The following is a 25820-nucleotide window of genomic DNA, read 5'->3' on the forward strand; positions in this document are numbered from 1 at the left end:
GCCGGCGCCCCGTGGGCACCGGCGACCGGGTTCCGGGGCGGCCGGCACCGCCCCGGCTCGACGGACGTGCCGCGGCGTTCGGCGCGCGGCGCGGTGTGTTCCGCGGTCTGCTCCTCGTCCTCGGCACGTCCTTGCTCCTCATCTCTCAGCGGGATCTCTCAGCGGGCAAACCGGTCAGCTACAGCTACGAGCCACAGCTCGCGGCCTCGTACCCCTCGCCGACGACCACCTCGTGCGGCCCGTTGACCGCGGTGACCGTGGCGGTCCCCGCCTGGATCGCCCTCGCGCCCGCGCGGAACTGGCGGGAGACGGTCTCCCCGGGCAGCACGTTCCGGTACGTCTTGCTCCCGTACGGGGTGCTGAGCTCGACAAGTGCCGGGTCAGCGCCCGCATTGGTCGCGCTCACCCTCACGCGTGCCTGCGGGCCGGTGCACCGGCTCGCCGCCGCGACCTCGATCTGCGGCGGGTCCGGCTGGTCGTCGAACGTGAGGTCCTGGAACTCCACGGCGCTCCTGTTCGACCCGTGGTGCGCGGTGACGAACAGCCCGACGTCCTGCACGTCGGCGGCGCCCGCGAGCGCCTCCGCCTCCCCGATCTGCGTGAACGTCTCACCGTCGGAGCTCCGGTAGGCCGAGTACAGGTCGCCGTCGCGCACGAGCCGCACCCAGGCCGGGTATGCCGTCGAACCGCCGCTCGACGACGTGACGAGCTGGCCGGCGTCGTTGCCGCGCAGCCACTCGAACCCGCCGCTCGGCCGGATGCCGAGCGCCGCGTAGCCCGGCGACGAGCCTGGCAGGGTCACGTCGTTGCGGACGATGATCCCGGCCTTGGCCGACCCGTGGGAGTTGCCCTGGCTGTTGATCCGTACGGTGGCGGTCCAGTGCCGGTCGGTGCCCTCGCGGTAGATCGCCGAGTACTGGTCGACGCCCTGCCACATGTTGGCGCCGCCCGACTCGATGACGTACCGCCCCGTGGACAGCTGCTCGAACTCGCCGTCCGCGTTGCTGAAGGTCCGCATCCCGGCGAACACGTCGCCGACCTGTGCGACGACGATCCGTGAGGTGGTCGCGAGCCCCTGGTCGTTGGTCGCCACGGCCGTCAGCTCGTAGTAGCCGTCGGCGGCGACGTCCCACTGCGCCGTGTAGGGCGCCGTCTCGTCGACGCCGATCGACGTGTCGTCGGCGAAGAACTCCACCTGGCTGACGGCGTTCTCCGCGTCCGTCGCGTCGGCGGTGACGTCGACCTGGCCGGGTTCGAGCTCGACCCCGCCCTCGGGTGCCGTGACGGCCACCTCCGGCCGCGTGGTCTCTGCCGCGCCCTTGCCGTTGGCCTCCAGGAAGTTGAGCCGCCGCTCGCCCGGGCCGGGGAAGACCAGGAAGAGCTCGAAGCTCTCCCCCGGGTCGTCGACGACTACCCGCACGTCGCGGAAGTCGCTGACGCCGGTGGCCACGATCTGAGCGGTGCCGAGCAGGTCGCCGTCCGGGGCATCGCGCCGAAGCTCGATGGTGCCCGCGGACGCCGAGGCCACCCGGAGGGTCAGGGCGTCGACACCCCGCAGGCTCACGGGGTCGTAGGACGCCCAGGCGCCCTCGGCGCCGACGAGGACGGACCCGCCGCCCTCGACGTCCCGGCTCGGCGCCGACGTCGTGCCCTCCTGGGTCGTGTGGAACTCGGCCTGCCGCTCCCGGGGGAACAGGAGGGTGGTGTCCGAGCCGGTGAGCGCCGGGATGTCGCCCGCGCCGCCGTCGTCCTCGTAGCGCGCGTCGAGCACGTAGAAGAGGTTGGTGCCCTCGCCGTGCCCGCCGCCGAGCTCGGTCACCACGGAGCCCGTGCGGCCGTGCAGCGGCTCGGACGGGTGCGCGTGCGCGTCGTGCCCCAGGGCCGGCTGGATGACGACGCGCTGGTCGTCGATCGCCGAGCCGTCCGGCGAGTCCTCGGCGTCGGTCACGGAGACGTCCCACGGGACCGTGTCGCCGAACTCGAAGAACGAGCCCGTCGGCGGGAGCCCGAAGTCCACCTCCGGCCGGGTGTTGCCCACCGTGATCGGCACTGTGGCGGTCCCGTCCTTGCCCGCCGGGTCGGTGACGGTGAGCCGGGCGTCGTAGACGCCGTCCGCGGTGTACGTGTGCGACGCCGTCGGGTCGGTCGAGTCGGTGGTGCCGTCGCCGTCGAAGTCCCACGCGTAGGCGAGGTTCTCGCCCTCCGGGTCGGTGCTGCCCGTCCCGTCGAACTCCACCTCCAGCGGCGCGGTCCCGGAGTCGGGCGTCGCCTTCGGTACCGACTCGGGCGAGCGCGAGCCCGACACGTAGTCGACGCGGTGCAGGCCGGAGTTCGGGTTGTCCCTGCCGAAGCCGCCGCCCCAGTCGAGCACGTACATCGCGCCGTCGGGCCCGAACTTCGCGTCGATCGGCGCGAGGAAGTCCTCGTCCGGCAGGAACCGGTTGACCTTCTCGACGTCCGTCTCGCCAGCTCCCGCCTCCGGGTCCGTGGTCTCCACGGTGAACACCTGGTTCCGCGCCCACTCGTAGAAGAACGCCTTGCCCTCGTAGTACTCGGGGAACTTGGTGTCCGAGTCGAGCTCCGGGTCGAAGTCGTAGAACGGGCCGCCCATCGGCGCCAGTCCCCCGCCCTGGTTGATCCCACCCGGCACCGACGACCGCTGGTAGCCGTACCAGAGGTCCGCCGGCTGGGCCGCGGGCAGCTCCGTGAGGCCCGTGTTCCGCACCGAGTCGTTGACCGGCGCGTCGCAGTCGAAGAACTCGCCGACGGTGACGGGACTGGTCCGGTAGTCGACGTCCCGGAACGGCTCGTTGTCGCCCATGCAGAGCGGCCAGCCGAAGAAGCCGGGCTCCTTGATGAGGTTCCACTCGGCGATGCCCGCGGGGCCGCGCTGCGCCAGGTTGTCGGTGTTGCTGTCCGGCGAGTAGTCGGCGACGCCGAGGTTGCCCGTGGCCGGGTCGATGGCGAACCGGAACGGGTTGCGGAAGCCCATCGCGTAGATCTCGGGCAGCGTCTTGTCCTGCGTGTCCTCCGACTCCGGGAACAGGTTGCCCTCCGGGACGGAGTAGGTGCCGTCGTCCTCGGGATGGATCCGCAGCACCTTGCCGCGCAGGTCGTTGGTGTTGGCGGACGTCGCCCGCGCGTCGTGGAAGGTGCCGTCCCGCTCGGAGATGGGTGCGTACCCGCCCGACGGCTCCGAGTGCGGGTTCACGTCGTCGCCGACGCCGAGGTACAGGTCGCCGCTGGTGTGGTCGACGACGACCCCGCCGCCCGTGTGCCCCGGCTCGTCCGGCAGGCGCCGGGCCGGGACCTCCAGCAGCACCTTCTCGGACGCCGGGTCGATGGTCGTCGCCCCCGAGGCGCTCGTCGTGACCGTGAACCGGGAAAGCCGGTTGTGGAAGCTCGCGGGGTCCGTGTCGTCCTCGCTCGCGGGCGACCAGTACTGGTACAGGTAGCCGTTCTCCGCGAAGTCCTCGTCGAGCGCGATGCCCAGCAGGCCGTCCTCGCCGCCCGAGTACACCGGGAGCGTCACGGCGGTGGTCGTGGTCCGCGCCTGAGGGTCGAACACCCGGATCTGCCCGCGCACCAGCTCGGTGAAGAAGACCCGGCCGTCGGGTGCGACGTCGATCCCGAAGGGCGCGCTCGTGTTCGTGTCCAGCGCCACCTTCTCGAACTGGCCCCAGTCGGTGCCGCCGCAGTCGCCCGCGGCCAGCCCGGCCGCCCACTGCACACCACCGACGATATGCGCCACCAGCTCCGGCTCCCCCGTGTAGTGCGCGCCGAAGTGGCCCATGCCAGTCATCCACGCGCGGCCGCCGTCGTAGTACTTGCACCACGAGATCTGGTGGTCGTAGCCCATGGCGTTGCCGCCCGGGTCGTAGGTCGACTCGTCCATCGTGGCCAGCACGTGGGCGTCGCCGCGCACGTTGGCCGAGTAGTTGTACCACTCGTCGGCGCGGTCCCAGCGCTGCGGCAGGTGCTGCGTGGAGGGGTGCTTGCGGTCCTCCACGCGGACCGTGCCGGGCAGGCCGGGGCTCGAGCCCGTGGCGGCGTGGCCGGGCATCAGCGCCCCGATCATCTCGTCCCACCAGGCGTAGCTGCCGCGCATGTCCGTCGCGTTGTGGATGGCGACGATGCCGCCGCCCGCCTGCTGGTACCGCTCCATCGCGGCCTTCTGCTCGGCGTTCCACGGGTCGCCGGACGCCTGGAACATGACCAGCGCGTCGTACTGCGCCAGGTCGGCGTCGTTGAAGACCGTCGGGTCCTCCGTGTGGTCGGACTCGATGCCCGCCTCGGCGAACGCCGCCTCGAGCACCGGGGTGCCCTGCGTGATCGCCTCCTCGTGCCGGTACTGGGTGGTGGCCGTGAAGATGAGGACTCTGCCTTCTTGCACGACCTCGGCCTGGACCTCGGCCGGCCCGGCAACGGCTCTCTTGTCCGCGGCGGCCCGGTGTCCGACGGCGGCAGTGGCCGGGACGGACGCGAGCGTGAGCGCCAGCGCTCCGATCGCGAGCGCCGCGATGGATCTCCCCCAGCGGGGACGTCGTGGTGCGGTCATCGTGTTGCCTCCTGGCAGATCGGCGTGGCAGATCGACGTGCGGTCCCGCCGGGAACTCCCGGCGGAGCGTGTTTCGTTGACCAGCCCGGCGTGCCGGCGCCGAGCGCTCGCGAGCGCGTGCGGTTCAGACGGGTGTCAGGGCATCAGTCCTCTCAGGTGTGCGAGGCCGTCGGTCGCGAGGGTGTCCTGGCTCGCGGCCAGCGGCCGCCAGATCGACGCGGCGGTGGCGATGGTGGCGTTCTCGCCGGTGAACGACTCGATGACGAGCGGCCCGGCGTATCCGGCCTGCTCCAGCGCGGCGAGCAGCGCCGGCCAGTCGATCCCGTCGCCGCCGGGTGCGCCGCGGTCGTTGCCGCAGACCTGCACCGCCGCGATCCGCGCACCGGCGCGTTCGACCGCGGCGGGCAGGTCCCGCTCCTCGATGTTCATGTGGTAGACGTCGAGCATCAGCCCGATCCCCTCGGCGGGCAGCGGGGCTATCGCCTCCAGGCCCTGATCGACGGTGTTGACCAGGCTCGTCTCGTAGCGGTTGAGCGGTTCGAGACCGATCACGACGCCCGCCGCGATCGCGTGCTCGACCACCGGCGCGAGGTGCTCCGCGAGCTCGGCGTACGCGTCGGCCCGCTCCTGCGGCGTCGTCCGCCAGGTGCGCCCTACCGAGGCGTACGCCGGGCCGCCGATCACCCGCGCGCCCACCGTGTGCGCGGCGTCGACCACCGCACGCAGGTAGTCCTGCGTCGCCCGCACCGTGCCGGCGTCGGCCGCGACGAGCTCGCGGCCCTCGCCCATGACGAGGGACACGCTCGCGCCGAGACCGTTGTCCGCCAGGACCTGCGCCGCGCGGGGCGGGTCCCAGTCACCGAGGCGTTCGACGGGCAGCTCGAGGACGTCGAACCCCCAGTCCGCCACGCGGGGCGCGAGGTCGGCGAGCGAACGGTCGGTGAGCGGCGACGTCCACACCCAGGTGTTGACGCCGATCGGCCAGGTGGTCGCGGGCCCCTCCGGGACCGTCCATGGCTGCACGTTTCTCATCGGCACAGCCATCTAGCGGTCCGTCCAGGCTTCGGGGTAGCCGGGCAGGTCCTCGCCGCCGAACTTCGCGTAGTGCAGGGAGGGCATGTCAGCGTTGGCCTCGAGGAATCCCGCGAGGTCAGCGGAGGTGACCGGCTCCTGGGGCAGCACCCACTCGGCCGGCACCTCCTCGCCGGCCCAGATCTTCTGCGCGGCCAGGATCGGGGTGCGCCACTGGAAGTTGGAGTAGACGTTGCCGATCGCCGTCATCCCCGTCTCGTCCCACTTGCGCAGGAAGCTCATCTCGTCCTCGCCGACGAAGACCGGGTACGGCTTGCCGGCGTCCTCGAACGCCTCGACCGCCGCGACGGCGCCGTCGCCCGCGTCCATCCAGATGCCGTCGACCTCGCCGCGCTGCAGGTACTGGGTGACGAGGTCCTTGATCTTGGCGCCGTCACCGCCGGTGAACTCGACCCCGACCACCTCGATGTCGCTCTCCGAGAAGACCTTGTCGGCCGCGGCCCACCGGTGCTCCAGCACGTCGACGCCGGGCAGGATGCGCAGCGCCAGGACCGTCGAGCCGGGGTCCAGGTTCTCGGCCAGGAACTCCGCGCCCACCGCGCCGTACGCGTACCCGCCGATCGGGTGGATGAACGTGACCATGCAGTCGGTGTTCACGCCGCGGTCGAACACGATGACCGGCTTGCCGCTCTCGCAGGCGGCCTCGACGGCGGGGGTGAGCGTCGCCGTCGTCGACGGGGAGATGACTATCGCGTCGCAGTCACCCGCCTCGACGAACGCCTGGATGTCGGAGATCTGCTTGTTGTCGTCGTCGGCGGCGTCCGAGACCCGGAACTCGCCGATCACGCCCTCCTCCTGGAGCACCTCCACCTGCTGCTGCATGGTGATCCAGCCGGTGACGCGCCAGGGGTTGGAGACCGAGGCGTTGGAGAAGCAGAGCGTCTTGTCGCCGCCCTCGCCGGCGAGGTCGGCGGTGTCCACCCACTCCGGCTCGATGGCCTGGAGCCAGGGCTCGTCGGCCGGGCCCTCCGGCTCGACGTCGCGCTGGGCCAGCTCCCGGTCGTAGTCCGCCTGGACGAACCACTCGCTCCCGGCCCCGGAGTCGGCGGGCGCCTCCTCCGCCGCGCTCGTCTCGGTGGACGGTGCCTGCTCGGTAGGGGTGTCGGTGGTGCAGGCCGTCAGCAGGAGCAGCGTTCCCGCCGCCGCGCTCGCCAGCAGTGCTCGGGTCGATCGCATGTCCATCCCCTTTGATGAGTGCGGTTCGTGCTGAGTGCGGTTCTTTCGATCAGTGGTGGTCAGGTGCGGCGCCGACGTGCCGCGTAGGCGACGGCGGCGATGAGGATCACGCCCTGCACGGCGGGCCGGATGGTCGACGGCAGGGCGAGCTGGTTGAAGAGCGTGAACAGGGCCTCGAGCGTCAGCGCGCCGACCATGGCGGCCACCACCGTCCCGCGGCCGCCCCCGAGGGCGACACCACCCAGCACGACGGCGGTGATCGCCATGAACTCCAGCCCCTGACCCACCTGGGCGGTGACCCCGGCGAACCCGCCGATGAGCACCGCCGCGACGGTGGCGAGGAACGAGGAGAGCAGGAACGCCCGGGTGCGCAGCCACCACACCGAGGCGCCGCTGTACGCGGCGGCGACGGCGTTGTCGCCGACGGCGACCAGGGACCTGCCGAACGGGCGGCGCATCAGCAGCACCGCGAGAGCGACGACGACGAGGGCCACCAGCAGGGCGTACGGGACCTGGAACTGTCCCGGGACGTCCGGGAAGCCCTTGCGGCCCAGCACCCGGAAGCTCTCGCTCAGCGCACCCGTCGGCGCACCGCCGGTCCACAGCCGGATGGCGCCGAACAGCACGAGCATCATGCCGAGCGTGGTGATGAAGGACGGGACCCGCAGCAGCGTCGTCACCAGGCCGTTGACGAGCCCGACCAGCAGCCCGAAGACGAGCATGAGCCCCACGACCGGCCAGGTCAGTGCCTCGTCGCCGTCCATCAGCCGGGCCGCGATCACCACCTGGGCGCCGACGAGCGAACCCACCGACAGGTCGAACTCACCGGAGACGATGACGAAGTACTGGCCGATCGCGAGCACCACCAGCGGCGCGGCCTTCTTCGCGAACGCCATGAGCGACACCGGCTCCGCGAAGGACGGGTTGATCACGACGATCACGGCGAGGACCAGCACGAGCAGCGCGAGCACGGTCCAGCTGCCGCCGGACAGGAGCCGCTCGCGCCAGCGTCGTGCGGTGCTGCGCGAGGTACCGCGTGCGGTGCTGCGTGCGGTGCTGCGTGCGGTGTCTTCGGTCCGGGTCATGCGACGTCGCCTCCTCGGGCGGCCGAGACCTTGGTGCCGAACCGGACCCGCCGGCTCGCCGGGTCGATCTGGCGCCGTGCGTACAGGGCCACCGCGGCGATGATGACGACGCCGCGCAGCACGTCCTTGAAGAACGGGTTGACGTCGAGCACGTTGAACGCGGTGTCGAGCACCGCGAGGATCGCCACCCCGCCGACCGTGCCGACCACCGAGCCCCGGCCGCCGAACAGGAGCGTGCCGCCCAGCACCACCGCGGCGATCGAGTCGAGGTCGAGGCCGTAGGAGTAGACCAGCGCGTTCCCGGTGCCGAACCGGGCGGCGATGAGCAGGCCCGCGATGCCGGCACACAGGGAGCACAGCACGTGCGCCAGGACGAGGGTGCGGCTCGTGCGCACACCCGAGAGCCGGGCGACGTCGAGGTTCCCGCCCACCGCGAACATGTGATAGCCCGCCCGGGTCCGCGTGAGCAGCACGAACGCCGCCGCGGCGACGAGCAGCATGACGATCGTCGAGACGGGCACCGGGCCGACGCGGGTGTACCCGAACGTCTGGAAGGCGAACGGCACCTCGCCCTCCGGCCCCTTGAACCGCGTGTCGAGGAAGCCCTTGACGATCAGGCCGATGCCGAGCGTCGCGATGAACGGGTTGACGCTCAGCGCCGAGATGATCAGGCCGTTCACGAGCCCGACGCCGGCCGCGACCGCCAGCGCGGCCACCACCCCGAGCCAGACGCGCGCCGGGTCGCCCGCCATCGTCGTCGCCCCGATCAGCGAGCACAGCGCGACGACGTATCCCACCGACAGGTCGAGCGAGCGGCACAGGATCACCAGCGTCTGCCCGACGGCGACGAACCCGAGCAGGCTCGTCTGCGTGAGCATGTAGCTGACGTTGCCCTGCGCGAAGAGGTTGCCGCCGCGGGCCGCCACGAGCGCGCCCGCGACCAGCAGGATGCCGACCAGCGCCAGGTAGACGATCTCGGTGGACCCGAGGCGAAGACTGCGCACGGTGCTGGTCGTTGTGCCGGTCGTCATGCCGCCCCCGTCGCCAGCGCCATGATGGTCTCCTCGTCGCTGCCGCCCGGCAGCTCCCCGGCGATCCGGCCGTCGCACAGGACGAGGATGCGGTCGGCCATCGCCACCACCTCCGGCAGCTCGGACGAGATGAGCAGGACGGCGGTCCCGTCGGCGGTCAGCGTGCGCATCAGGTCGTAGACGGCGCGCTTGGCGCCGACGTCGATCCCGCGCGTCGGCTCGTCGAGCACGATCACCCGCGGCTCGGTCACCAGCCACTTGGCGAGGACGACCTTCTGCTGGTTGCCGCCGGACAGGTACTGCACCTCGGTGTCCTGGGCGGCAGCGACGGTGCTCGCGGGCACGGCGAGCGACCGCAGCACCTCGGTGATGCGCCGCGCCCGGCGGTCCGACACACCCGGCAGGACGGCGTCGAGCACGAGCCGCGCGTTCGCGAGGACCGACTGGCCGAGGGCCAGGCCCTCCGACTTGCGGTCCTCGCTGACCAGCGCGAGGCGGTGCCGTACGCCCTGCCGCGGCGTGCGCACGTGGACGGGCTGCCCGTCGACGGTCATGCTGCCGCGCGTGAACGGCGCGATACCGAACACCCCGTGCGCGACCTCGGTGCGGCCCGACCCCTGCAGGCCCGCCAGCGCGACGATCTCACCGGCCCGCACCTCGAGGTCCACGCCGTCCACCATCGTGTTGCCGGAGCCCGCGAGCGCCAGCCGTACCTCGCCGGACACTTCGCCGGACATCTCGCCGGGTACCTCGCCGGAAACTGTGGCGGCGGGCTTGTCCGGGAAGAAGCCGGCGAAGTCGCGGCCCACCATGGTGCGCACCAGCCGGTCGGGGCTCACCTCGGCGGCCGTCGCGGTGAGCACGTGGTTGCCGTCCTTGAGGACGGTGATCGTGTCGGCCAGGTCGTAGATCTCCTGGAGCCGGTGCGAGACGTACAGGATGGCGACGCCGCGGTCGCGCAACTGCCGGACCAGGTCGTAGAGCAGCGCGACCTCCTGGTCGGCGAGCGCCGCCGTCGGCTCGTCCATGGAGATGATCCGGGCGTCGTACGAGACCGCCTTGACGATCTCGACGATCTGCTGCTGCGCCACGGACAGGGAGCCGACCCGGTTCCAGGACGCGATGCTCGTCAGCCCCAGGTCGTCGAGGAGGCGGGTGGTGTCGGCGTGCAGCCGGCGGCGGTCGACCATGCCGCTGGATCTGCCGCCGAACATACCGCCGAACATGCCGCGCCTGGTCGGCTCACGGCCGAGGTAGACGTTCTCGGCGACCGACCGGTCCGGCAGCAGGTTGAACTCCTGGAAGACCGTCGCGACACCGGCACGCTGCGCGTCGAGCGGCGTCGGGAAGGAGACGGGCGAACCGTCGAGCTCGATGGTGCCGGCGGACGGGCGGTGGACGCCGGCGACGATCTTCATCACCGTCGACTTGCCGGCGCCGTTCTCGCCCACGAGGGCGTGGACCTGCCCGGGATACAGGGTCAGGTCGATCTCTCGCAGCACCGAGGTGCCGAAGAACTCCTTGCCGACGCCGTGCAGGCGCAGCACCGGGCCGGGTGCTTCCGGCTCTCGTTCCGAACTCGATTCCGAGGTTTTTTCCGGGTCGGGTACTGGAGTGTGCGCGTCGTCATCGGCTCGCATATCCACCAATGTAGGGACCTTTTGGTCTATGTCAAGCAAAAGATGCTTGTCGTTTACGCGGCTTCTGCGACCGGCAGCACATATGGGCTATCTTTTGCCGATACGCAGCCATAAGTTCACCCGGGAGGCGATTGCCCATGCTGATCGACGACCCTCCGAGGGGCGTGCCGCTGTCCCTGGGTACCGGCGAGTTCTTCCAGCTGCTGCGCGACCGCGAACCCCGTACCCGCGCCGATCTGGTGGCCATCACCGGCCAGGCCCGGTCGACCATCGCCTCGCGGATCGACGCGCTCATGAGCACCGGGCTCATCGCCCCGGCGGGCATGGCGGGATCCACCGGAGGCAGACGGCCAGCGACGTTCGCGTTCCAGCCGGGGGCCCGGGTGGTCCTCGCGGTCGACCTCGGCGCGACGCACGCCCGGCTGGCCGTCACCGACCTCGCCTCCACGGTGCTCGCGGCGAGCGACGAACCCCTCTCGATCGCCGCGGGGCCCGACGTCGTCCTGCCCTGGGTGGTCCGGGCCGGCCGTGACCTGCTCGCCGCCGCAGGCCGTGACACCGCCGACCTGGCCGCCATCGGTATCGGGCTGCCGGGCCCCGTGGAGCACTCGACGGGGCGCCCGATCAACCCGCCGATCATGCCCGGCTGGGACGACATCGACGTCCCCGGCATCCTCGGCGCCGAGCTCGGGGTCGCCGTGCTGGTCGACAACGACGTCAACATCATGGCGCTCGGTGAGCACCGGACCGCCTGGTCCGACGTCTCCGACCTGCTGCTCGTCAAGGTCTCCACCGGTATCGGCGCGGGCATCATCGCCGACGGCGCCCTCCGCCGCGGCGCCCAGGGCGCGGCGGGCGACGTCGGGCACATGTCGGTCCCGGGCGCCGACCACGTGCCCTGCCGGTGCGGCAACACCGGCTGCCTCGAGGCCGTGGCGAGCGGCCGGGCGGTCGCGACAGCGCTGGCCGCCCAAGGGCTGGAAGCCGCTGACAGCGCTGACGTCGTCGCGCTCGTCCGGTCCCGGGGCACCGCGGCGAGCCAGGCCGTACGGCAGGCCGGCCGCGACATCGGCGGCGTCCTGGCCTCCTGCGTGAGCGTGCTCAACCCGTCGGTCATTGTGATCGGCGGGGTCGTGGCCGACGCCGGCGAGCACCTCATCGCCGGCATCCGCGAGGCCGTCTACCGCAGGTCCCTGCCGCTGGCCACGCAGCACCTGCGCATCGTCACCTCCCGTGCGCGCGAGGGCGCGGGCGTCCTCGGCGCGAGCGCCATGGCGGTGGACCACGCCCTGTCCCCCGCGGCGGTCGATGCCCTGACCGCCTGACCCCGGCCGGCCCTGCCGGCCCCCTGCCAGCCCCTGGCCGGGCTGCCCCGCCGAGCCCGCACCCATACGCTGGTGGGCACGGCATTCCTGCGCACGAGTGACCGGCAACCAGTCCCCCACCGCAAAGGATCCAGCACCAGTGACCAGCAACACCGACACCCACCAGCCCCTCGCGGTCGACCCCACCTGGTGGCGGCAGGCGGCCGTCTACCAGATCTACCCGCGCAGCTTCGCCGACGCGAACGGCGACGGCATCGGTGACCTGCGCGGCATCATCTCCCGTGTGCCGTACCTCCGGGGGCTCGGTATCGACGCGATCTGGCTCAGTCCGTTCTACCCCTCCGCGCTGGCCGACGGCGGGTACGACGTCGCCGACTACCGCGACGTCGACCCCAGGATCGGCACGCTCGACGAGTTCGACGAGATGGTCACCGCACTGCACGCCGCGGGCATCCGCGTGATCGTCGACATCGTGCCGAACCACTCCTCGGACCAGCACGTCTGGTTCCAGGAGGCGCTCGCCGCGGGTCCCGGCAGCCCGGAGCGCGCACGCTACGTCTTCCGGGACGGCCTCGGCGCGGACGGTTCCGAGCCCCCGGCCGACTGGGAGAGCATGTTCGGCGGGCTCGCGTGGACGCGCGTACCCGACGGCCAGTGGTACCTGCACCTCTTCGCCAAGGAGCAGCCGGACTTCAACTGGGACAACGAAGAGGTCCGCGCGGACTTCCGCAAGACCCTGCGGTTCTGGTCGGACCGGGGCGTCGACGGGTTCCGCATCGACGTCGCGCACGCCCTGACCAAGGAGCTCGGCGACACCCTGCCCACGCAGGCGGAGATGGACGCCATCACGGAGCCCGGCGCGCACCCGCTCTGGGACCGCGACGAGGTCCACGAGATCTACGCCGACTGGCGCAAGGTGTTCGACGAGTACACGCCGCCACGCATCGCCGTGGCGGAGGCCTGGGTCTCGACCCCGCGGCGTCCCCGGTACGCGAGCGCCGAGGGGCTCGGCCAGGCGTTCAACTTCGACCTGCTGGAGGCCGACTTCGACGCCGAGCAGTTCCGGACGATCATCGCCGACAACCTCGCGCTGTCCGCGGCGTCCGGGTCCTCGACGACCTGGGTCTTCTCGAACCACGACGTCGTGCGCCACGCCACCCGCTACGCGCTGCCGCCGCGCGACGGCGACCCGGCGAAGCAGGGCAGTGCCTGGCTGCTCTCGGGCGGTACGGAACCCGCCGCCGACGTCGCCCTGGGCCTGCGCCGGGCACGTGCCGCGACACTGCTCATGCTGGGCCTGCCGGGCAGCGCCTACCTCTACCAGGGCGAGGAGCTCGGCCTGCCGGAGGTCGCCGACATCCCCGCGGCGGAGCGTCAGGACCCGGCGTTCTTCCGCAACCCCGGCGTCGACGTCGGACGCGACGGCTGCCGCGTGCCGCTGCCGTGGACCCGGGAGGGCAAGTCCTTCGGCTTCGGCGAGGGTGGCGCGCACCTGCCGCAGCCCGCGACCTTCGGGGCGCTGTCGGTAGAGGCCGAGGACGGCGCGCCCGGCTCGACGCTGGAGCTCTACCGGGCGGCGCTGGCGCTGCGCCACGAGCTGCAGACCGACGAGACGCTCGAGTGGGTGCCCGGACGCGCCGACGTCGTCCACTTCACGCGCCCGAACGGCTGGCACGTCGTGACCAACTTCGGTCCGGACGCCGTACCGCTGCCGGACGGAGAGGTGCTGCTCACGAGCGAGCCGCTGCCTGGCGGCCTGCTGCCCGGCTCGACGACGGCGTGGGTGCGCGCCGCGGTGTGACGCGCGGCCGGCCGGTCAGCCGTCGGTGTTCGGGGACACCGGGGCGCCGGTCGGCGTCGGCGTGGGCGACGCGGTGGGGCTCGGCGTCGGCTCGGGGGTCGGCTCGTCGGACGTAGTGGGCGTGGGCTCCGGAGTCGGCTCCTCCGTCGGGTCGGTGGTCGGGTCCGACGTCGGGGGTGGTGGGCCGTCGGTCGGCGTCGTGCCCCCGCCCCCGCCGCCTCCGCCGGAGCCGGAGCCGGAGCCGGAGCCGGAGCCCGGGTCGGATCCTGATCCGCCGGAGCTGCCGGAACCACCGGTGCCTGTGCCTGCGCCCGGTGTGCCTTCGCCGGTGGCGCCCTGATCGGGCCCGGCGCCCGACGACGCCGTCCCGTCCCCCAGCAAGCCCGCGTCCGCGCCGCCCGCGCCGTCATCGCCGTCGTCGCGGGGTTCGCCCGCCTCCGTGTCGTCCGCATCGCGCGGGCATGTCTCCGCACGCTCGCCGGTGTCAGCGTCGTGGATGTCGTCGGCGGGGACGAGCGGCAGGTCGAGGGCCGTGCGCTCGACCGGGCCCGTGGTCTCGGTGTCGGGGCGGTCCGCCCACAGCATGGTCAGGCCACCGATCCCCAGGGCGAAGGCCGCGAGCACCCCGCACCCGACCGCGACCATGGTCAACCTGCGCACGCCGGTGCCGGGCGCTGGAGGCGGTGTGACCGACTCAGCTGGTGCGGCTGGTGGGGCTGGTGCGGCTGGTGCGGCTGGCAGGACTGGTGAGGCTGGTGAGGCTGGTGGGAAGCCGTGCGCGACGGCGTCGACGTCCGACGCTTCCGGCGCACCGTCGTCCGGCAGGCCGGGCAGCGCGACCAGGTCCCAGGCCGGCCCGCTCACCGAACCTGGGGCGAGCTTGCCGAGCTGCGCTGTCTCGAGCTGCTCGAGGTGCCGTGTCGGCCGCGGGTTCTCCCTCACGCGGGAACGATAGCGCCCAAGGGTGAAAAGCCGGAATCTCGACAGGCCCGCTGTGGGACGATCCGCCGGTGACGACGACATGGCGGTCCGGACTGGAGCAGTGGCTGGACGACCCAGAGGGTGACGAAGGCCCCGCACCGGAGACGAGCCATCCGGCATTCGCCGAGGTGGCGCCGCCTCAGTTCTACGACAAGGGTGACGAGTTCGCGCCGTTCGGCAACGACTCGGGGTCCGACATGCTGGGCTCCGAGCAGGACTGGTATCGCGACGGAATGACCGACGCCGACCTGCCGCGGATCGTGATCGGCCCTCTCGGCGACTGGGACACCGAGAGAATCGCGGACGGGCTGTGGTCAGGCGAGTCGGACTTCATCGACGACTGGTTCGCCGCCTGGGGTGACTCGGATGCCGCTCATCACGTGTATCACGAGACCAACGGGGTGATCGCTGCGACTGTCGGGCAGTTCAAGGTTCGCGGCCTGCTGAACCCGACCATACGGAGGGTTGGTCTTTTCGCGCTGGCCGTCAAGCAGGGCAGCCTCGACGACGGCGACGTACGGTACCCGCACTGGGAACACAGAGCCCGAGCCCGAGCCGGCGCCGAGGCCGTGCGCAGGGTGCTGATCGCCGCCCCCGTGGTCGGCTCGCCCCTACATCGGGGTGAACCCCTGCCCACCGGCCTCGACCGGAAGGCGCTGGACACCCTCGGCGGCGGCCCAGCCGCATGAGCGCGCAACAGGAGCGGAGCGGCATACCCCCGGCCCTGCAACGCGCGAAACGCATGGCGATGGCGTCGATGCTGACCGGCGTCGCCGCGGCGCTTGTCGGCGCCGTCGTCTGGCACGCCGGCAGCAAGGGCCAGCTCCTCCTGGTCGCGGGCATCATGAGCGGCCAGACCCTCGCCTTTCTGTTGTGGCTCTTCACCGGCTTGTCCGTCATCGTGCTGGGGTTGGTCGGGTTCCGGCTGTTCGTCATCGGGTACGAGGCGTTCACCGCGACCATGGCGGCGCTCTTTCTCTGCGCGGTGATCCTGGCTGCCGCCGTCGGCGTCCTCATCACGGGCCTCCTCTCGCTGCTGAGCGCGGAGGTCACGTACAAGACACTGCACGAACTCGACCGCCCCGCCGGGAGGCAGGTAGTCATCGAGGAATCCGTGTCGTTGCGCGGCAGCACCTCGTGGCGGTTCTACGTGGGCGGGCCGTTCCTCTACGACGAGATCACGGCGCCGACGACCACCGTCGAGTGCGCGGAGCTCAGCAACGCAGGGCAGACCACGTTCGAGTACGGCGAGTACCTGCTGCGGACCGGCAGGGAGGGCAGGGATGTCATCACGTACGCCCCCGAGGGACACCTGAGCTGCCACCACGGCGACGTATCGCGGATGGTCCTCCCGGACTGACCGCCGGTACGAGAACCTAGCCGAAGCCAACATCTCGCCGTACGACCAGGTGTCGCGCAGCCAGGCGAGCGCCATCAGGGGCGGGCTTGGACCCCCTCAAGGCCGATCCTCGCGGAGCGCTCGGTGCGGACGCGGCCCGGCCGCTGGCACTTCTCGAACAGGCCACGCGACATCTGCATGACGCTCTGAAGAGTTATCCACAGATTTGAAATCCAGCAAGCGGATCGCACGCGTGTTCGACATAATAGATGCACTGAGGGAGCGAGAACTAGAGACCAGCAGCGATCAAGATGGGCGGGGGTGGGCATGGTGGAGCACACGACGAACAGCGGTCCCGCTGGTGACCCGCCTCCTGCTGCGGCCTCGATCGAGGAAACCCTCGCCCGGATCGAGAACGAGATCGACCACCTCACCACCCAGACCAGCCCGGAGACCCTGACCGGGTGGGATGCGCCGAGCATCGGCCGCCTGGTCGAAGCGCACACCCGGATCCGTCGGCTGACCGGCCGCCTGGACGGGGTCCGGTACACGCTGCTACCGAGGATCGAAGCCGAGGGTTCCTGGCGCTCCGGTGGCATGACGCGTACGTTCACGTCCTGGCTGAGGCTCCGTGAAGGCATCTCCGCACACACGGCAGGCAAGGACATGACGATCGCGCGGCGTCTCGCGACGGCGCTGCCCGCCACCCGGGAGCGCCTGGTCGCCGGAACCCTCGGTGTGGACCACGCGAGGGTGATGACGGAGGTCGCGCCCACGAGCGAGACGCGTACGGATGCGTTGGCGTGGTTGATCGATACCCGTACCGGGCACACCACCACCCCGGAACAGTTCGTGCAGACCGTTGCCGTCGACCTCCCCGACCCCGCAGACGACCCGGACGGGGCACGGACCCGGGAGCTGGTCACCCAGGTCCTGGAAGGCGCGGTCACGGACGGGACCCTGGTCACGGGTGAGGGCATCGTCCTACGTGAGGCGGGTGTGTTGAACGCGGACCAGTTCCGCACGGTCGCGCGCCGGTTCGCGACCGTGACCGACCCGGACACCGACGACCTCGATGACGACAAGGCGGCCCGCGGTGAGTTCTTCGACCTGGCCAAGACGTTCGGCGGGTACCACGTGGCCGGGTTCCTCACCGACGAGCACGGCCTCCTGGTCAGCACCGCGATCAACGCGGTCCTGGGCGCCCCGTCCGCGGACGACGGTCGCACCACGACGCAGCGCCGCGCACAAGGCCTCGCCGACATCGCCCGGGTCGTGCTGGACACGAACCAGGCCTCCCCAGGGGCCGCGATCGCCCCGCACCTGAACGTGACCGTGTCCTGGAACGAGTTCGTCACCCAGGTCACCCGCACCCGCGACGGCCTATGCCTGTCCTGCGGACAGACCCGACCCGGGCGCGGCAACCGCCCGGGCGCGGGTCCGAACGTCCCGAGCACCAGCACCGGTAGCGGTAGCCCGACCGGCAGCCCCACCAGTAGTCCGGGTGGAGACCAGGGTGGCTGGAGTACCGCGGGAGCAACAGTGTCCGGGTTCTTGTCCTCCGGTGGTCCGGTATTCACCGAGACCGGCGGCCGTGCCCCACGCGCCCTCGTGCGCCGCCTGGCGTGCCACAGCGCGGTCACCCGGATCGTGTTCGGACCCGACGGCGCCGTCCTGGACGTCGGACGCGCGCAACGCACCGTGACAGGACAGATGCGACGCGCCGTCATCGCCAGAGACCAACACTGCGTCTGGCCAGGGTGTGACCAACCACCCTCACGCTGCGAGGTCCACCACGCCATCACCCACTGGGCCGACGGCGGAAACACCTCCATCACCAACAGCGCCCTGCTGTGCTGGTACCACCACCAACTCGTCGACACCAAGAACATCACCATGCACTGGACCGGCAAGACCACCACCACCGACAACGACGCGACCACCGGTGCCCTGCTGGAGACCGGGTGGGCCTTCACCGACGCCTACGGACACCGCATCCGACTACCCGAACCCATCGAAGCCCCACCACCCAGCACGAACCCGAGCCCGGATCCACCAGACGCCGAAGCCGCCTGACTTACGGGGCGTGGTGGCGGGACCATCACAGCGCACGCTCAGAGCTGGACTGCCGAGTCAGGCACCGACGGATCGCTACGAGGCATCCGCGCCCGCCGAGGGCCGCTTCGCGCTCGGACCTGGCAGTCGCAGGACCACGTGGCACCTCGCGCGCCACTCAGACCTGAACTCCTGCCACCGGATTCAACGACTCAGCTTGATCGGCTTCAGGCCTTACCGCCGGATCCCGTCCGGGAGCGCCGTCCGTGAGGAGACCGCCACGATCGTCAGGCACAGCGCGACGGCGACCGCACCGAAGCCGAACATCTCGCCGTACGACCAGGTGTCGCGGAGCCAGGCGAGCGCCATCGGGACGAAGAACCCGATGTAGGTCAACGAGTAGAAGACGGCGGTCAGTCCGGCGAGCTGGCCCGGCCCGGCGATCCGCGCGACCTCGCTCAGCCCGGCCACCAGTGCGAGGCCGTAGCCGGTACCGAGGACCACTGCCGCCACCACGCCGATCGGCAGCGACAGCGCGGTGGACGCCCAGCCGGCGAGCGCCATCCCCGCACCGATGATGGTCAGAGCCACGATGGAGGCACGGGCCGACGACGGCGTATCGATCCGGCGGGCCACGACCTGGATACCGATACCGCAGCCGAGCGCCAGGATGGCCATGACGCCCGCGAAGGCGATGGGGAAACCGCCGACCTGGTCGGTGAGCAAGCTCGGCAGCACCGCGAACGCGCAGCCGGCACAGCCGAACACCCAGGGCGCGAGGGGCACGACCACCCGCAGGAACCTGGGGTCCCGGACGGCGGTGATGCGCAGGTCGTCGAGCAGCGGGGCCCGCTCGTCACGCGGGAGGCGCCGGCGGGTCTCCGGGACGCGGAGCAGCACCAGGCCGGCGACCAGGGATCCGGCCGCGTGCAGCACGTACGACAGGAGAGTGGGCCAGGGGGCGAACTGCGCGAGCATGGCGGCGATGCCCGCCCCGGAGAGGAATCCCGCGGTCAGGGAGAGCGATCCGCGACGAGGCCCGGCGGCACGCTCGCCGGTGGCGGCACTGAGCTCCGTGAGCCAGGTGGATCCCACGGCCATGGCCAGCCCGAGCGCGACGCCGCAGAGCAGACGGCCGATGGAGAGCACCACGGGGCTCGCCGGGTCCAGCGCGAGGACGAGCGACCCGAGCGCCGAGAGCGGCGCCGCGGGCAGCAGCAGCGGGCGGCGGCCGAACCTGTCGGACAGCGGCCCGCCCAGCAGCAGCGCGGGAACGAGACCGAACACGTAGACGGCGAGGAGCGCGTCGACGGTGACGGGCCCCATGACGCCCTGCTCGCGGTACATCACGAGCAGCGGGGTGAACTCGTTGCCGCCCCAGGCCACGGCCAGGAGCACGGCGGCGACCGGCCACCAGGTGCGCCGTCCCACGGAGAGCGGGAACGAGGCAGAGGTCTCCCCGGGGCGCGAAGGTGGCATGACCTCATCCTCCGTAATGCGCACCGGGTGGAACAACCCGTGGGGCTGTGAGCGTGCGCACAGGCACGTCACAGCCCCACGGGGTCACGGCAGGAGAAGCTACGGGCTACTTGCTGTCGGAGGAGCCGTTCGCCTCGGCAGGCTCGGCGGTGGCTGCCTCCTCGGAGGCGGTGCTCGCCGAGCCGTCGTCGTCGGTCGAGCCTGCGGGCTCGGTGTCGGACGCGCTGTCGGACGCGGTCTCGGACGCGGTCTCGGCGTCGTCCTCCTCGGGCTCCCGCCCCGGCTGGTACACCGAGGGCTCGGGCTCCGGGTGACGCCGGCCCTGCACCACGATGATCGCGATGCCCACGAGGATCGCCACCCCCGACGTCCAGATGTTCGCCGGGACGCCCAGCGGGGCGTCGCTCGTCGGGTCGATGCGGATCGCCTCGAGCCAGCTGCGGCCGAGGCCGTACCAGATCAGGTAGAGGCCGAACATGCGGCCCCAGCGCAGGCCGGCGCCAGGCGTGCCGCCGTCGGCCAGCAGCGCCTCGTTCCGGCGGACCACCCGCCGCTCGATGACGAGCAGCAGCGAGATCCCGATGAGGTTCCAGATCATCTCGTACAGGAACAACGGGTGGAACAGCGTGCCCTCCGGAGTCCCGACCGGGAACATCGGAGCGTCCGACCGGATCTCCAGGCCCCAGGGCAGCGTGGTCGGCAGGCCGAACAGCTCCTGGTTCACGTAGTTGCCCAGCCGCCCGATCGCCTGGGCGGCGAGCAGGCCGGGTGCCAGGGCGTCGGCGAACGACCAGAACCGCAGGCCCGTCAGGCGGCAGCCGATCCAGACGCCGACGGCGCCGCCGAGGAGCGACCCGAACAGGGCGTTGCCACCCTCCCAGATCCGGATCCAGGCCCACGGGTCGACACCGGGGCCGGTGAAGTCCCCGAGGTGGGTGAGCACGTGGTAGATCCGGGCGCCGACGATGCCGATGGGCACTGCCCACATCGCGATGTCGAGGGCGAGACCGGGGGCGGCACCGCGTGCGCGGAGACGCCGGTCCGTGATGTACGCGGCGGCGGCGATGCCGGCCAGCAGACACAGGGCGTAGGTGTGGATGGTGAGCGGACCCAGGTGGATCTGGGACCACACCGGGTCGGGGCTGGGGATACTGGCCGGAAGCACGACACCGAAGGTACCGCGCCTGACCGACATCGTGGGCATCGAACTCGGCGCGCACAGAAAAATCCGCCGCAACCCAGCGATTCGGCCCGGAAGTCGCGTGACTTCCGGGCCGGATCACTGGGTTGCGGCGGAGCGGGGTCGTGGCGGAGTCGCCGGGGACTCAGCGCTTGCGCTTCTCCCGGACGCGCACCGAGATCTCGATCGGCGTGCCCTCGAAACCGAACGTCTCGCGCAGGCGGCGCTCGATGAAGCGGCGGTAGCCCGCCTCGATGAACCCCGTCGCGAAGATGACGAACCGCGGCGGACGGGTCGAGGCCTGCGTCGCGAACAGGATGCGCGACTGCTTGCCGCCACGCAGCGGGTGCGGGTGCGCGGCCACGAGCTCGCCGAGGAACGCGTTCAGCTTGCCCGTCGGGACGCGCCGGTCCCAGGACGCGAGCGAACGCTCGATCGCCGGGACCAGCCGCTCGCTGTGCCAGCCGGTGCGGGCCGACAGGTTCACGCGCGGCGCCCAGGTGATCTGCACCAGCTCCTTCTCGATCTCACGCTCGAGGAAGGGGCGCCGGTCCTCGTCCATGAGGTCCCACTTGTTGTACGCGATGACGAGCGCGCGGCCCGCGTCCACGACCTGCTGGATCACGCGGATGTCCTGCTCGGTCAGGGGCTCGGACGCGTCCACCAGGACGACGCCGATCTCCGCCTTCTCGATGGCGGCCTGCGTGCGCAGCGAGGCGTAGAAGTCGGCGCCCTTGGTCTGGTGCACGCGGCGGCGGATGCCGGCGGTGTCCACGAACCAGTACGGGATGCCGCGCAGCTCGATGAGCTCGTCGACCGGGTCGCGCGTGGTGCCGGCGACCTCGTCGACCACCACCCGCTCCGCGCCGGCGATCTTGTTCAGCAGCGACGACTTGCCGACGTTCGGCCGCCCGACGAGCGCGACGCGGCGCGGGCCGGCGGGGCGCACGGTGCCGTGCTCCGACGTCGTCGGCAGGGCCTTGACGGCGGCGTCGAGCAGGTCGCCCGTACCCCGGCCGTGCAGGGCGGAGACCGGGTGCGGCTCCCCCAGGCCCAGCGCCCACAGGTACGTCGCGTCCGCCTCGCCCGAGGCGCCGTCGACCTTGTTGGCGCACAGCACCACGGGCTTCCCGGAGCGGCGCAGCATCTCCACCACGCGCTCGTCGGTGGCGGTGGCGCCCACCGTGGCGTCGACGACGAACACCACGGCGTCGGCGAGGGAGATCGCCACCTCGGCCTGCTCGGCGACCTTGGACTCGATGCCGGCGACGTCGACCTCCCAGCCGCCCGTGTCGACGAGCATGAAGGGGCGACCGGCCCACTCTGCCGGGTAGGACACGCGGTCGCGCGTCACGCCCGGCTTGTCGGCCACCACCGCCTCACGGCGGCCGAGGATGCGGTTGACCAGCGTCGACTTACCGACGTTCGGACGCCCGACGACGGCCAGCACGGGCAGCGCCTGCTCCGCCTCGGCCTGCTCGTCGCTCCACTCGGACTCGAGCAGCGCCTGGTCCGACTCGTCGAGCTCGAACTCCTCGAGGCCGACGCGCAGCGCACGCTCGCGCGCGACGTCGTCCTCGGTCTCGGCGAGGGCGTCGGCGAGATCGAGATCGGGTGCGGCCGGGCCCCCGGCGTCCAGCGCAGTGGCGTCCAGGGCAGCATCATCTCGGGCCGTCGCGTCCAGCGCAGCAGCCTCCGATGCAGAGGGGTCGTGGGTCATGCCCTCATTGTCGCAGGCCTGACGCGCTCCGGCCGACTCGCGGCCATATGACCTGCGTCGCTCCCAGCCGCCGGCCCGACAGCCCTCCGGGTCAGCCGTCGCGCAGGTAGGCGAGCACCGCTGAGACGCGGCGGTCGGACTTCGGGTCGAGCGGCAGCTTGGCGAAGATGTTCCCGACGTGCTTGCGCACCGCGGCCTCGGACACGAACAGCGCGGCGGCGATCGAGCCGTTGGTCCGGCCCTCCGCCATGAGGCCCAGGACCTCCCGCTCGCGCTCGGTCAGGGAGGCGAGCGGGCCGTCGTCGTGCCGTCGACCGAGGAGCCGGCGCACCACCTGCGGGTCGATGACCGTCTCGCCCGCGGCGACCCGGGCCAGGCTGTCCAGGAACTCACGCACATGGCCCACGCGGTCCTTGAGGAGATAGCCGATCCCGCCGCCCGGCGCGGAGTCGAGGAGCTCGGCGACGTAGGCGTCGGCGACATACGCGGACAGCACCAGAACCGCCAGGTCGGGGTGCCGGCGCCGCAGCTCGGCCGCGGCCCGCAATCCCTCGTCGGTGTGCGTGGGCGGCATCCGGATGTCGGTGATGACGACGTCCGGCAAGGTGTGCCCGGCGTACGCGAGCAGCGCCTCGGCGTCCTCGACCGCGGCGACCACCTCGTGGCCCGCACGTTCGAGGATCGCCCGCAGCCCCTCACGAAGCAGAGCGGCGTCCTCGGCGAGCACTACTCTCAGCGGCACGACGCTCAGGGAACCGGGCACGTCGCTCTCACCTCCGTCGGGCCGCCGACGGGGCTCGTCACGCTCAGCTCGCCGTCGAGCGCCTCGAAGCGCAGGGCGAGCCCGGCCAGCCCGCCGGCGGGTGGCACGGTCGCCCCGCCGACGCCGTCGTCCAGCACCGTCAGCACGAGGCGGCCGTCGGTGACGCGGCCGTGCACCCGCACGGACCGGGCACGGGCGTGCCGGACGACGTTCGTCAGCGCCTCGCTCACCACGAAGTACGCCGCGGCCTCGAGTGGCCCGGGCAGTCGCTCGGGCAGGCTGACGTCCACGGTGACGGGGACCTCGGCCGCATCGGCCACCTCGTGCACGGCTGCCTCGACACCGTGGTCCACCAGGACTCGTGGGTGGATGCCGCGCACCGTGCTGCGCAGCTCCTCCAGCGCCGTCTCGGCCTGGCCGTGTGCCTCACGCACCAGGTCCAGGCCAACACCCTCCGGAATCTCAAGCTCGGCCCGGCCCAGGGTCATCGTGAGGGCCATGAGGCGCTGCTGGGCGCCGTCGTGCAGGTCACGCTCGATGCGGCGGCGTTCGGTCTCGAAGGCGTCGACCAGACCGACCCGCGAGCGCCGCAGCTCGGCGAGAGCCTCCGCGAGGCGGGCGTGCGGCGGATCGAGGAGCAGACGCGCGAGGCTCGCCTGGGCGGCCGCGAGCAGCGTCGCCCCGTAGAGGCCGGCCGCGAGGAGCAGCAGACCAGAGCCGACGGCGAGCCATGCCTCGGCCGCCGTGTCGACCTGCCACGGACCCATGTTGACGGGTTGGTCGGCCCGGACCAGGACCGGCGCGGCGAGCAGAACCCCCGGAATGGTGACGAGCAGGGTGAGCGCGACCCCGTCGACGACCCAGAGCACGACGGTGAGCAGGACGGTGTAGCCGACCTCCGGCCAGGCGACCGGCATGCTGCGCAGCGCCCGAAGCCTCGTCCGCCACGGCACGCTGTCGGACGGCGGCCGACGGCCCAGCACGAGCTGCATCCGGCTCCGCTCGACGACGGCGACCACCGAGGCGATCAGCGGGAGAGCGGCGAGCAGGAACACCCCGACCACGAGCACGGCGGTCAGCAGGCCGACACCCACCGTCACGAGGAGCACCACCGCGACGCCCAGCGCCACGGGCAGGGTGCTGACCAGGTACGCCAGCGCACGCCACGGCCAGGCCGAGCCCAGGAAGCGCCAGGGGCGCCCGCGCAGTGCCGTCCAGACGTCGGGAGGCGTGGTCACAGGACGACAGTAGGCGCACCTGGGCACCGCGCGGGGTAGCGCGCACGCTACCCGGGTGTGGCGTGCGGGCCCGGGTGCGGTGCCCGTCCTGACGGTTCGCTCGTGTCATGACCATCACCGGCACCACTCCTGACGCGGCCGTCGTCCTCGACGGCATCACGCGCACCTACCGGTCCCGGTCGGGGAAGGTGGACGCCCTGCGGGGTGTCACCCACGTGTTCCCCGCCGGGACGTTCACCGCGGTCATGGGCCCGTCCGGCTCGGGCAAGTCCACGCTCATGCAGATCGCCGCGGGACTGGACCGGCCGACGAGGGGCGGCGTCACGATCGCGGGCACCCCGCTGAAGGGCCTGGACAAGACCCGGCTGACGAAGCTCCGCCGCGCCACGATGAGCTTCGTGTTCCAGCAGTACAACCTGCTGGACGCGCTGACCGCCTTCGACAACGTCGCCCTGCCCGTCCGGCTCGCCGGACGGCGGGCCGATCGTGCCGCGGTGCTCGATGCCCTGGACCGGGTGGGACTGCGCGGCCTGGAGCGGCGCCGCCCGCCCGAGATGTCGGGCGGCCAGCAGCAGCGCGTGGCCATCGCCCGCGCCCTGCACGCCCGCCCCGCCGTGCTGTTCGCGGACGAGCCGACCGGCGCCCTGGACCGGGCGACGGGCCGTGACGTCCTCACGCTGCTGCGGGCGCTCGCGGATTCCGGCCAGACCGTCGTCATGGTCACGCACGACCCGCTCGCCGCGTCCTACGCCGACACGGTGCTGTTCCTCGCGGACGGCCTGGTGGTGGGGCAGATGCGGCGCGGCGACCCCACGCAGATCGCGGCCCGGATGACGGAGCTGGAGCGATGATGGTGGCCCACAGCCTCATGACGTTCCGCGACTCGTGGCGGGCGTACGCCGGCGCGGTGGTGGCCCTGGCCGGCGGTACAGGACTGATCGGCCTGGCCGTGAACCTGCTGGGGTCGCTCGGCACGACGTCCGACCAGGCGGAGGTCACGGCCCGGGTCCGCGCGCAGCTCGACGACCTGGGGTCGCTCTTCGGGTTCATGGCGAGTGTCTCGCTGTTCATGGCGCTGTTCGTGGTGGCGAGCACCTTCGGTTTCGTGGTGGCGACCCGACGCCGGGAGCTCGGCCTGCTCCGCCTGATCGGTGCCACGCCCTGGCAGGTGCGGCTGCTCCTGCTCGGCGAGGCGGCGGTGGTGGCCGTCCTCGGTACGACCCTCGGTGCGGTCCTGGCGACGGCAGTCACGCCGCTGGTGTTCGCCGGGCTCGACATGGCCGGGGTGACCCCGGTGCACCTGGCGGCCCCCGGGCCGGGCACCGCCTGGGCGACCGCTGCGCCCCTCGGCGGCCGG

At 71.9% G+C, this 25820-nt stretch carries 19 protein-coding genes; 7 read left to right on the plus strand and 12 right to left on the minus strand.

Features of this window, described 5'->3' with window-relative positions:
• Nucleotides 1–184: 184 nt before the first annotated feature.
• The 6 genes from ACQEVI_RS28065 to ACQEVI_RS28090 form a co-directional block, all read right to left on the minus strand.
• On the minus strand, nt 185–4558 hold the full coding sequence (locus ACQEVI_RS28065; RefSeq protein WP_432893323.1) for a ThuA domain-containing protein: 4374 nt from the start codon (nt 4556–4558) through the stop codon (nt 185–187).
• 135 nt (nt 4559–4693) lie between these two features.
• On the minus strand, nt 4694–5590 hold the full coding sequence (locus ACQEVI_RS28070) for a sugar phosphate isomerase/epimerase family protein (protein WP_432893325.1): 897 nt from the start codon (nt 5588–5590) through the stop codon (nt 4694–4696).
• Between the two features lie 12 nt (nt 5591–5602).
• A complete protein-coding gene (locus ACQEVI_RS28075; protein ID WP_432893328.1) occupies nt 5603–6826 on the minus strand; it encodes a substrate-binding domain-containing protein in 1224 nt (407 codons plus the stop codon).
• Between the two features lie 59 nt (nt 6827–6885).
• Nucleotides 6886–7911 carry an ABC transporter permease gene (locus ACQEVI_RS28080; RefSeq protein WP_432893330.1) on the minus strand — a complete coding sequence of 342 codons (1026 nt, stop codon included), beginning with the start codon at nt 7909–7911 and terminating at the stop codon, nt 6886–6888.
• On the minus strand, nt 7908–8942 hold the full coding sequence (locus ACQEVI_RS28085; protein WP_432893332.1) for an ABC transporter permease: 1035 nt from the start codon (nt 8940–8942) through the stop codon (nt 7908–7910). The genes ACQEVI_RS28080 and ACQEVI_RS28085 overlap by 4 nt, the downstream gene beginning before the upstream one ends.
• Complete coding sequence (locus ACQEVI_RS28090; protein ID WP_432893335.1) at nt 8939–10489, minus strand: sugar ABC transporter ATP-binding protein; 1551 nt, start codon at nt 10487–10489, stop codon at nt 8939–8941. Before ACQEVI_RS28090 ends, ACQEVI_RS28085 begins: the two co-directional genes overlap by 4 nt.
• Before the next feature lie 230 nt (nt 10490–10719).
• Here ACQEVI_RS28090 and ACQEVI_RS28095 point away from each other — a divergent pair, with 230 nt between their 5' ends.
• Both ACQEVI_RS28095 and ACQEVI_RS28100 read left to right on the plus strand, forming a co-directional pair.
• Complete coding sequence (locus tag ACQEVI_RS28095) at nt 10720–11907, plus strand: ROK family protein (RefSeq protein ID WP_432893337.1); 1188 nt, start codon at nt 10720–10722, stop codon at nt 11905–11907.
• Between the two features lie 139 nt (nt 11908–12046).
• Nucleotides 12047–13708, plus strand: coding sequence for a glycoside hydrolase family 13 protein (locus ACQEVI_RS28100; protein ID WP_432893340.1), 1662 nt, complete (start codon nt 12047–12049; stop codon nt 13706–13708).
• 15 nt (nt 13709–13723) lie between these two features.
• Here ACQEVI_RS28100 and ACQEVI_RS28105 read toward each other — a convergent pair whose 3' ends face one another.
• Nucleotides 13724–14650: a hypothetical protein gene (locus tag ACQEVI_RS28105; RefSeq protein WP_432893343.1), complete on the minus strand. Its 927-nt coding sequence runs from the start codon at nt 14648–14650 to the stop codon at nt 13724–13726.
• 68 nt (nt 14651–14718) lie between these two features.
• On the opposite strand from ACQEVI_RS28105, the gene ACQEVI_RS28110 reads away from it, so the two are divergent.
• The 3 genes from ACQEVI_RS28110 (at nt 14719) to ACQEVI_RS28120 (ending at nt 18104) form a co-directional block, all read left to right on the plus strand.
• On the plus strand, nt 14719–15378 hold the full coding sequence (locus ACQEVI_RS28110; protein WP_432893345.1) for a hypothetical protein: 660 nt from the start codon (nt 14719–14721) through the stop codon (nt 15376–15378).
• A complete protein-coding gene (locus ACQEVI_RS28115; protein WP_432893348.1) occupies nt 15375–16049 on the plus strand; it encodes a hypothetical protein in 675 nt (224 codons plus the stop codon). Before ACQEVI_RS28110 ends, ACQEVI_RS28115 begins: the two co-directional genes overlap by 4 nt.
• A 306-nt stretch (nt 16050–16355) precedes the next feature.
• The gene (locus ACQEVI_RS28120) at nt 16356–18104 is read left to right on the plus strand and encodes a DUF222 domain-containing protein (RefSeq protein WP_432893351.1); all 1749 of its coding nucleotides are present in this window, start codon (nt 16356–16358) and stop codon (nt 18102–18104) included.
• Between the two features lie 213 nt (nt 18105–18317).
• Here ACQEVI_RS28120 and ACQEVI_RS28125 read toward each other — a convergent pair whose 3' ends face one another.
• The 5 genes from ACQEVI_RS28125 to ACQEVI_RS28145 all read right to left on the minus strand — a co-directional run bounded on the left by ACQEVI_RS28125 (nt 18318) and on the right by ACQEVI_RS28145 (nt 24463).
• Nucleotides 18318–19562, minus strand: coding sequence for an MFS transporter (locus ACQEVI_RS28125; protein ID WP_432893354.1), 1245 nt, complete (start codon nt 19560–19562; stop codon nt 18318–18320).
• 106 nt (nt 19563–19668) lie between these two features.
• Nucleotides 19669–20757, minus strand: a complete 1089-nt coding sequence (gene lgt, locus ACQEVI_RS28130) for a prolipoprotein diacylglyceryl transferase (RefSeq protein WP_432893356.1) — start codon at nt 20755–20757, stop codon at nt 19669–19671.
• A gap of 130 nt (nt 20758–20887) precedes the next feature.
• Nucleotides 20888–22462: a ribosome biogenesis GTPase Der gene (der, locus tag ACQEVI_RS28135; RefSeq protein ID WP_432893359.1), complete on the minus strand. Its 1575-nt coding sequence runs from the start codon at nt 22460–22462 to the stop codon at nt 20888–20890.
• Between the two features lie 91 nt (nt 22463–22553).
• Nucleotides 22554–23225: a response regulator gene (locus ACQEVI_RS28140; RefSeq protein ID WP_432893361.1), complete on the minus strand. Its 672-nt coding sequence runs from the start codon at nt 23223–23225 to the stop codon at nt 22554–22556.
• The gene (locus ACQEVI_RS28145; protein ID WP_432893364.1) at nt 23210–24463 is read right to left on the minus strand and encodes a sensor domain-containing protein; all 1254 of its coding nucleotides are present in this window, start codon (nt 24461–24463) and stop codon (nt 23210–23212) included. The genes ACQEVI_RS28140 and ACQEVI_RS28145 overlap by 16 nt, the downstream gene beginning before the upstream one ends.
• A gap of 107 nt (nt 24464–24570) precedes the next feature.
• Here ACQEVI_RS28145 and ACQEVI_RS28150 point away from each other — a divergent pair, with 107 nt between their 5' ends.
• Both ACQEVI_RS28150 and ACQEVI_RS28155 read left to right on the plus strand, forming a co-directional pair.
• Complete coding sequence (locus tag ACQEVI_RS28150; protein ID WP_432893367.1) at nt 24571–25314, plus strand: ABC transporter ATP-binding protein; 744 nt, start codon at nt 24571–24573, stop codon at nt 25312–25314.
• A partial coding sequence (locus ACQEVI_RS28155; RefSeq protein ID WP_432906466.1) for an FtsX-like permease family protein occupies nt 25311–25820 on the plus strand: 510 nt, incomplete at its 3' end. The genes ACQEVI_RS28150 and ACQEVI_RS28155, both read left to right, overlap by 4 nt.

Origin of the sequence: Promicromonospora sp. CA-289599 (genome assembly GCF_050936155.1) — a bacterium.
Lineage (GTDB): Bacteria > Actinomycetota > Actinomycetes > Actinomycetales > Cellulomonadaceae > Promicromonospora.

Bases quoted from the DNA above. Each gene is read 5' to 3' on its own strand.
- ACQEVI_RS28065 (WP_432893323.1), bottom strand. From the start codon at position 4,558: ATGACCGCACCACGACGTCCCCGCTGGGGGAGATCCATCGCGGCGCTC.
- ACQEVI_RS28070 (WP_432893325.1), bottom strand. From the start codon at position 5,590: ATGAGAAACGTGCAGCCATGGACGGTCCCGGAGGGGCCCGCGACCACC.
- ACQEVI_RS28075 (WP_432893328.1), bottom strand. From the start codon at position 6,826: ATGCGATCGACCCGAGCACTGCTGGCGAGCGCGGCGGCGGGAACGCTG.
- ACQEVI_RS28080 (WP_432893330.1), bottom strand. From the start codon at position 7,911: ATGACCCGGACCGAAGACACCGCACGCAGCACCGCACGCAGCACCGCA.
- ACQEVI_RS28085 (WP_432893332.1), bottom strand. From the start codon at position 8,942: ATGACGACCGGCACAACGACCAGCACCGTGCGCAGTCTTCGCCTCGGG.
- ACQEVI_RS28095 (WP_432893337.1), top strand. From the start codon at position 10,720: ATGCTGATCGACGACCCTCCGAGGGGCGTGCCGCTGTCCCTGGGTACC.
- ACQEVI_RS28115 (WP_432893348.1), top strand. From the start codon at position 15,375: ATGAGCGCGCAACAGGAGCGGAGCGGCATACCCCCGGCCCTGCAACGC.
- ACQEVI_RS28120 (WP_432893351.1), top strand. From the start codon at position 16,356: ATGGTGGAGCACACGACGAACAGCGGTCCCGCTGGTGACCCGCCTCCT.
- ACQEVI_RS28125 (WP_432893354.1), bottom strand. From the start codon at position 19,562: ATGCCACCTTCGCGCCCCGGGGAGACCTCTGCCTCGTTCCCGCTCTCC.
- lgt (WP_432893356.1), bottom strand. From the start codon at position 20,757: ATGTCGGTCAGGCGCGGTACCTTCGGTGTCGTGCTTCCGGCCAGTATC.
- der (WP_432893359.1), bottom strand. From the start codon at position 22,462: ATGACCCACGACCCCTCTGCATCGGAGGCTGCTGCGCTGGACGCGACG.
- ACQEVI_RS28150 (WP_432893367.1), top strand. From the start codon at position 24,571: ATGACCATCACCGGCACCACTCCTGACGCGGCCGTCGTCCTCGACGGC.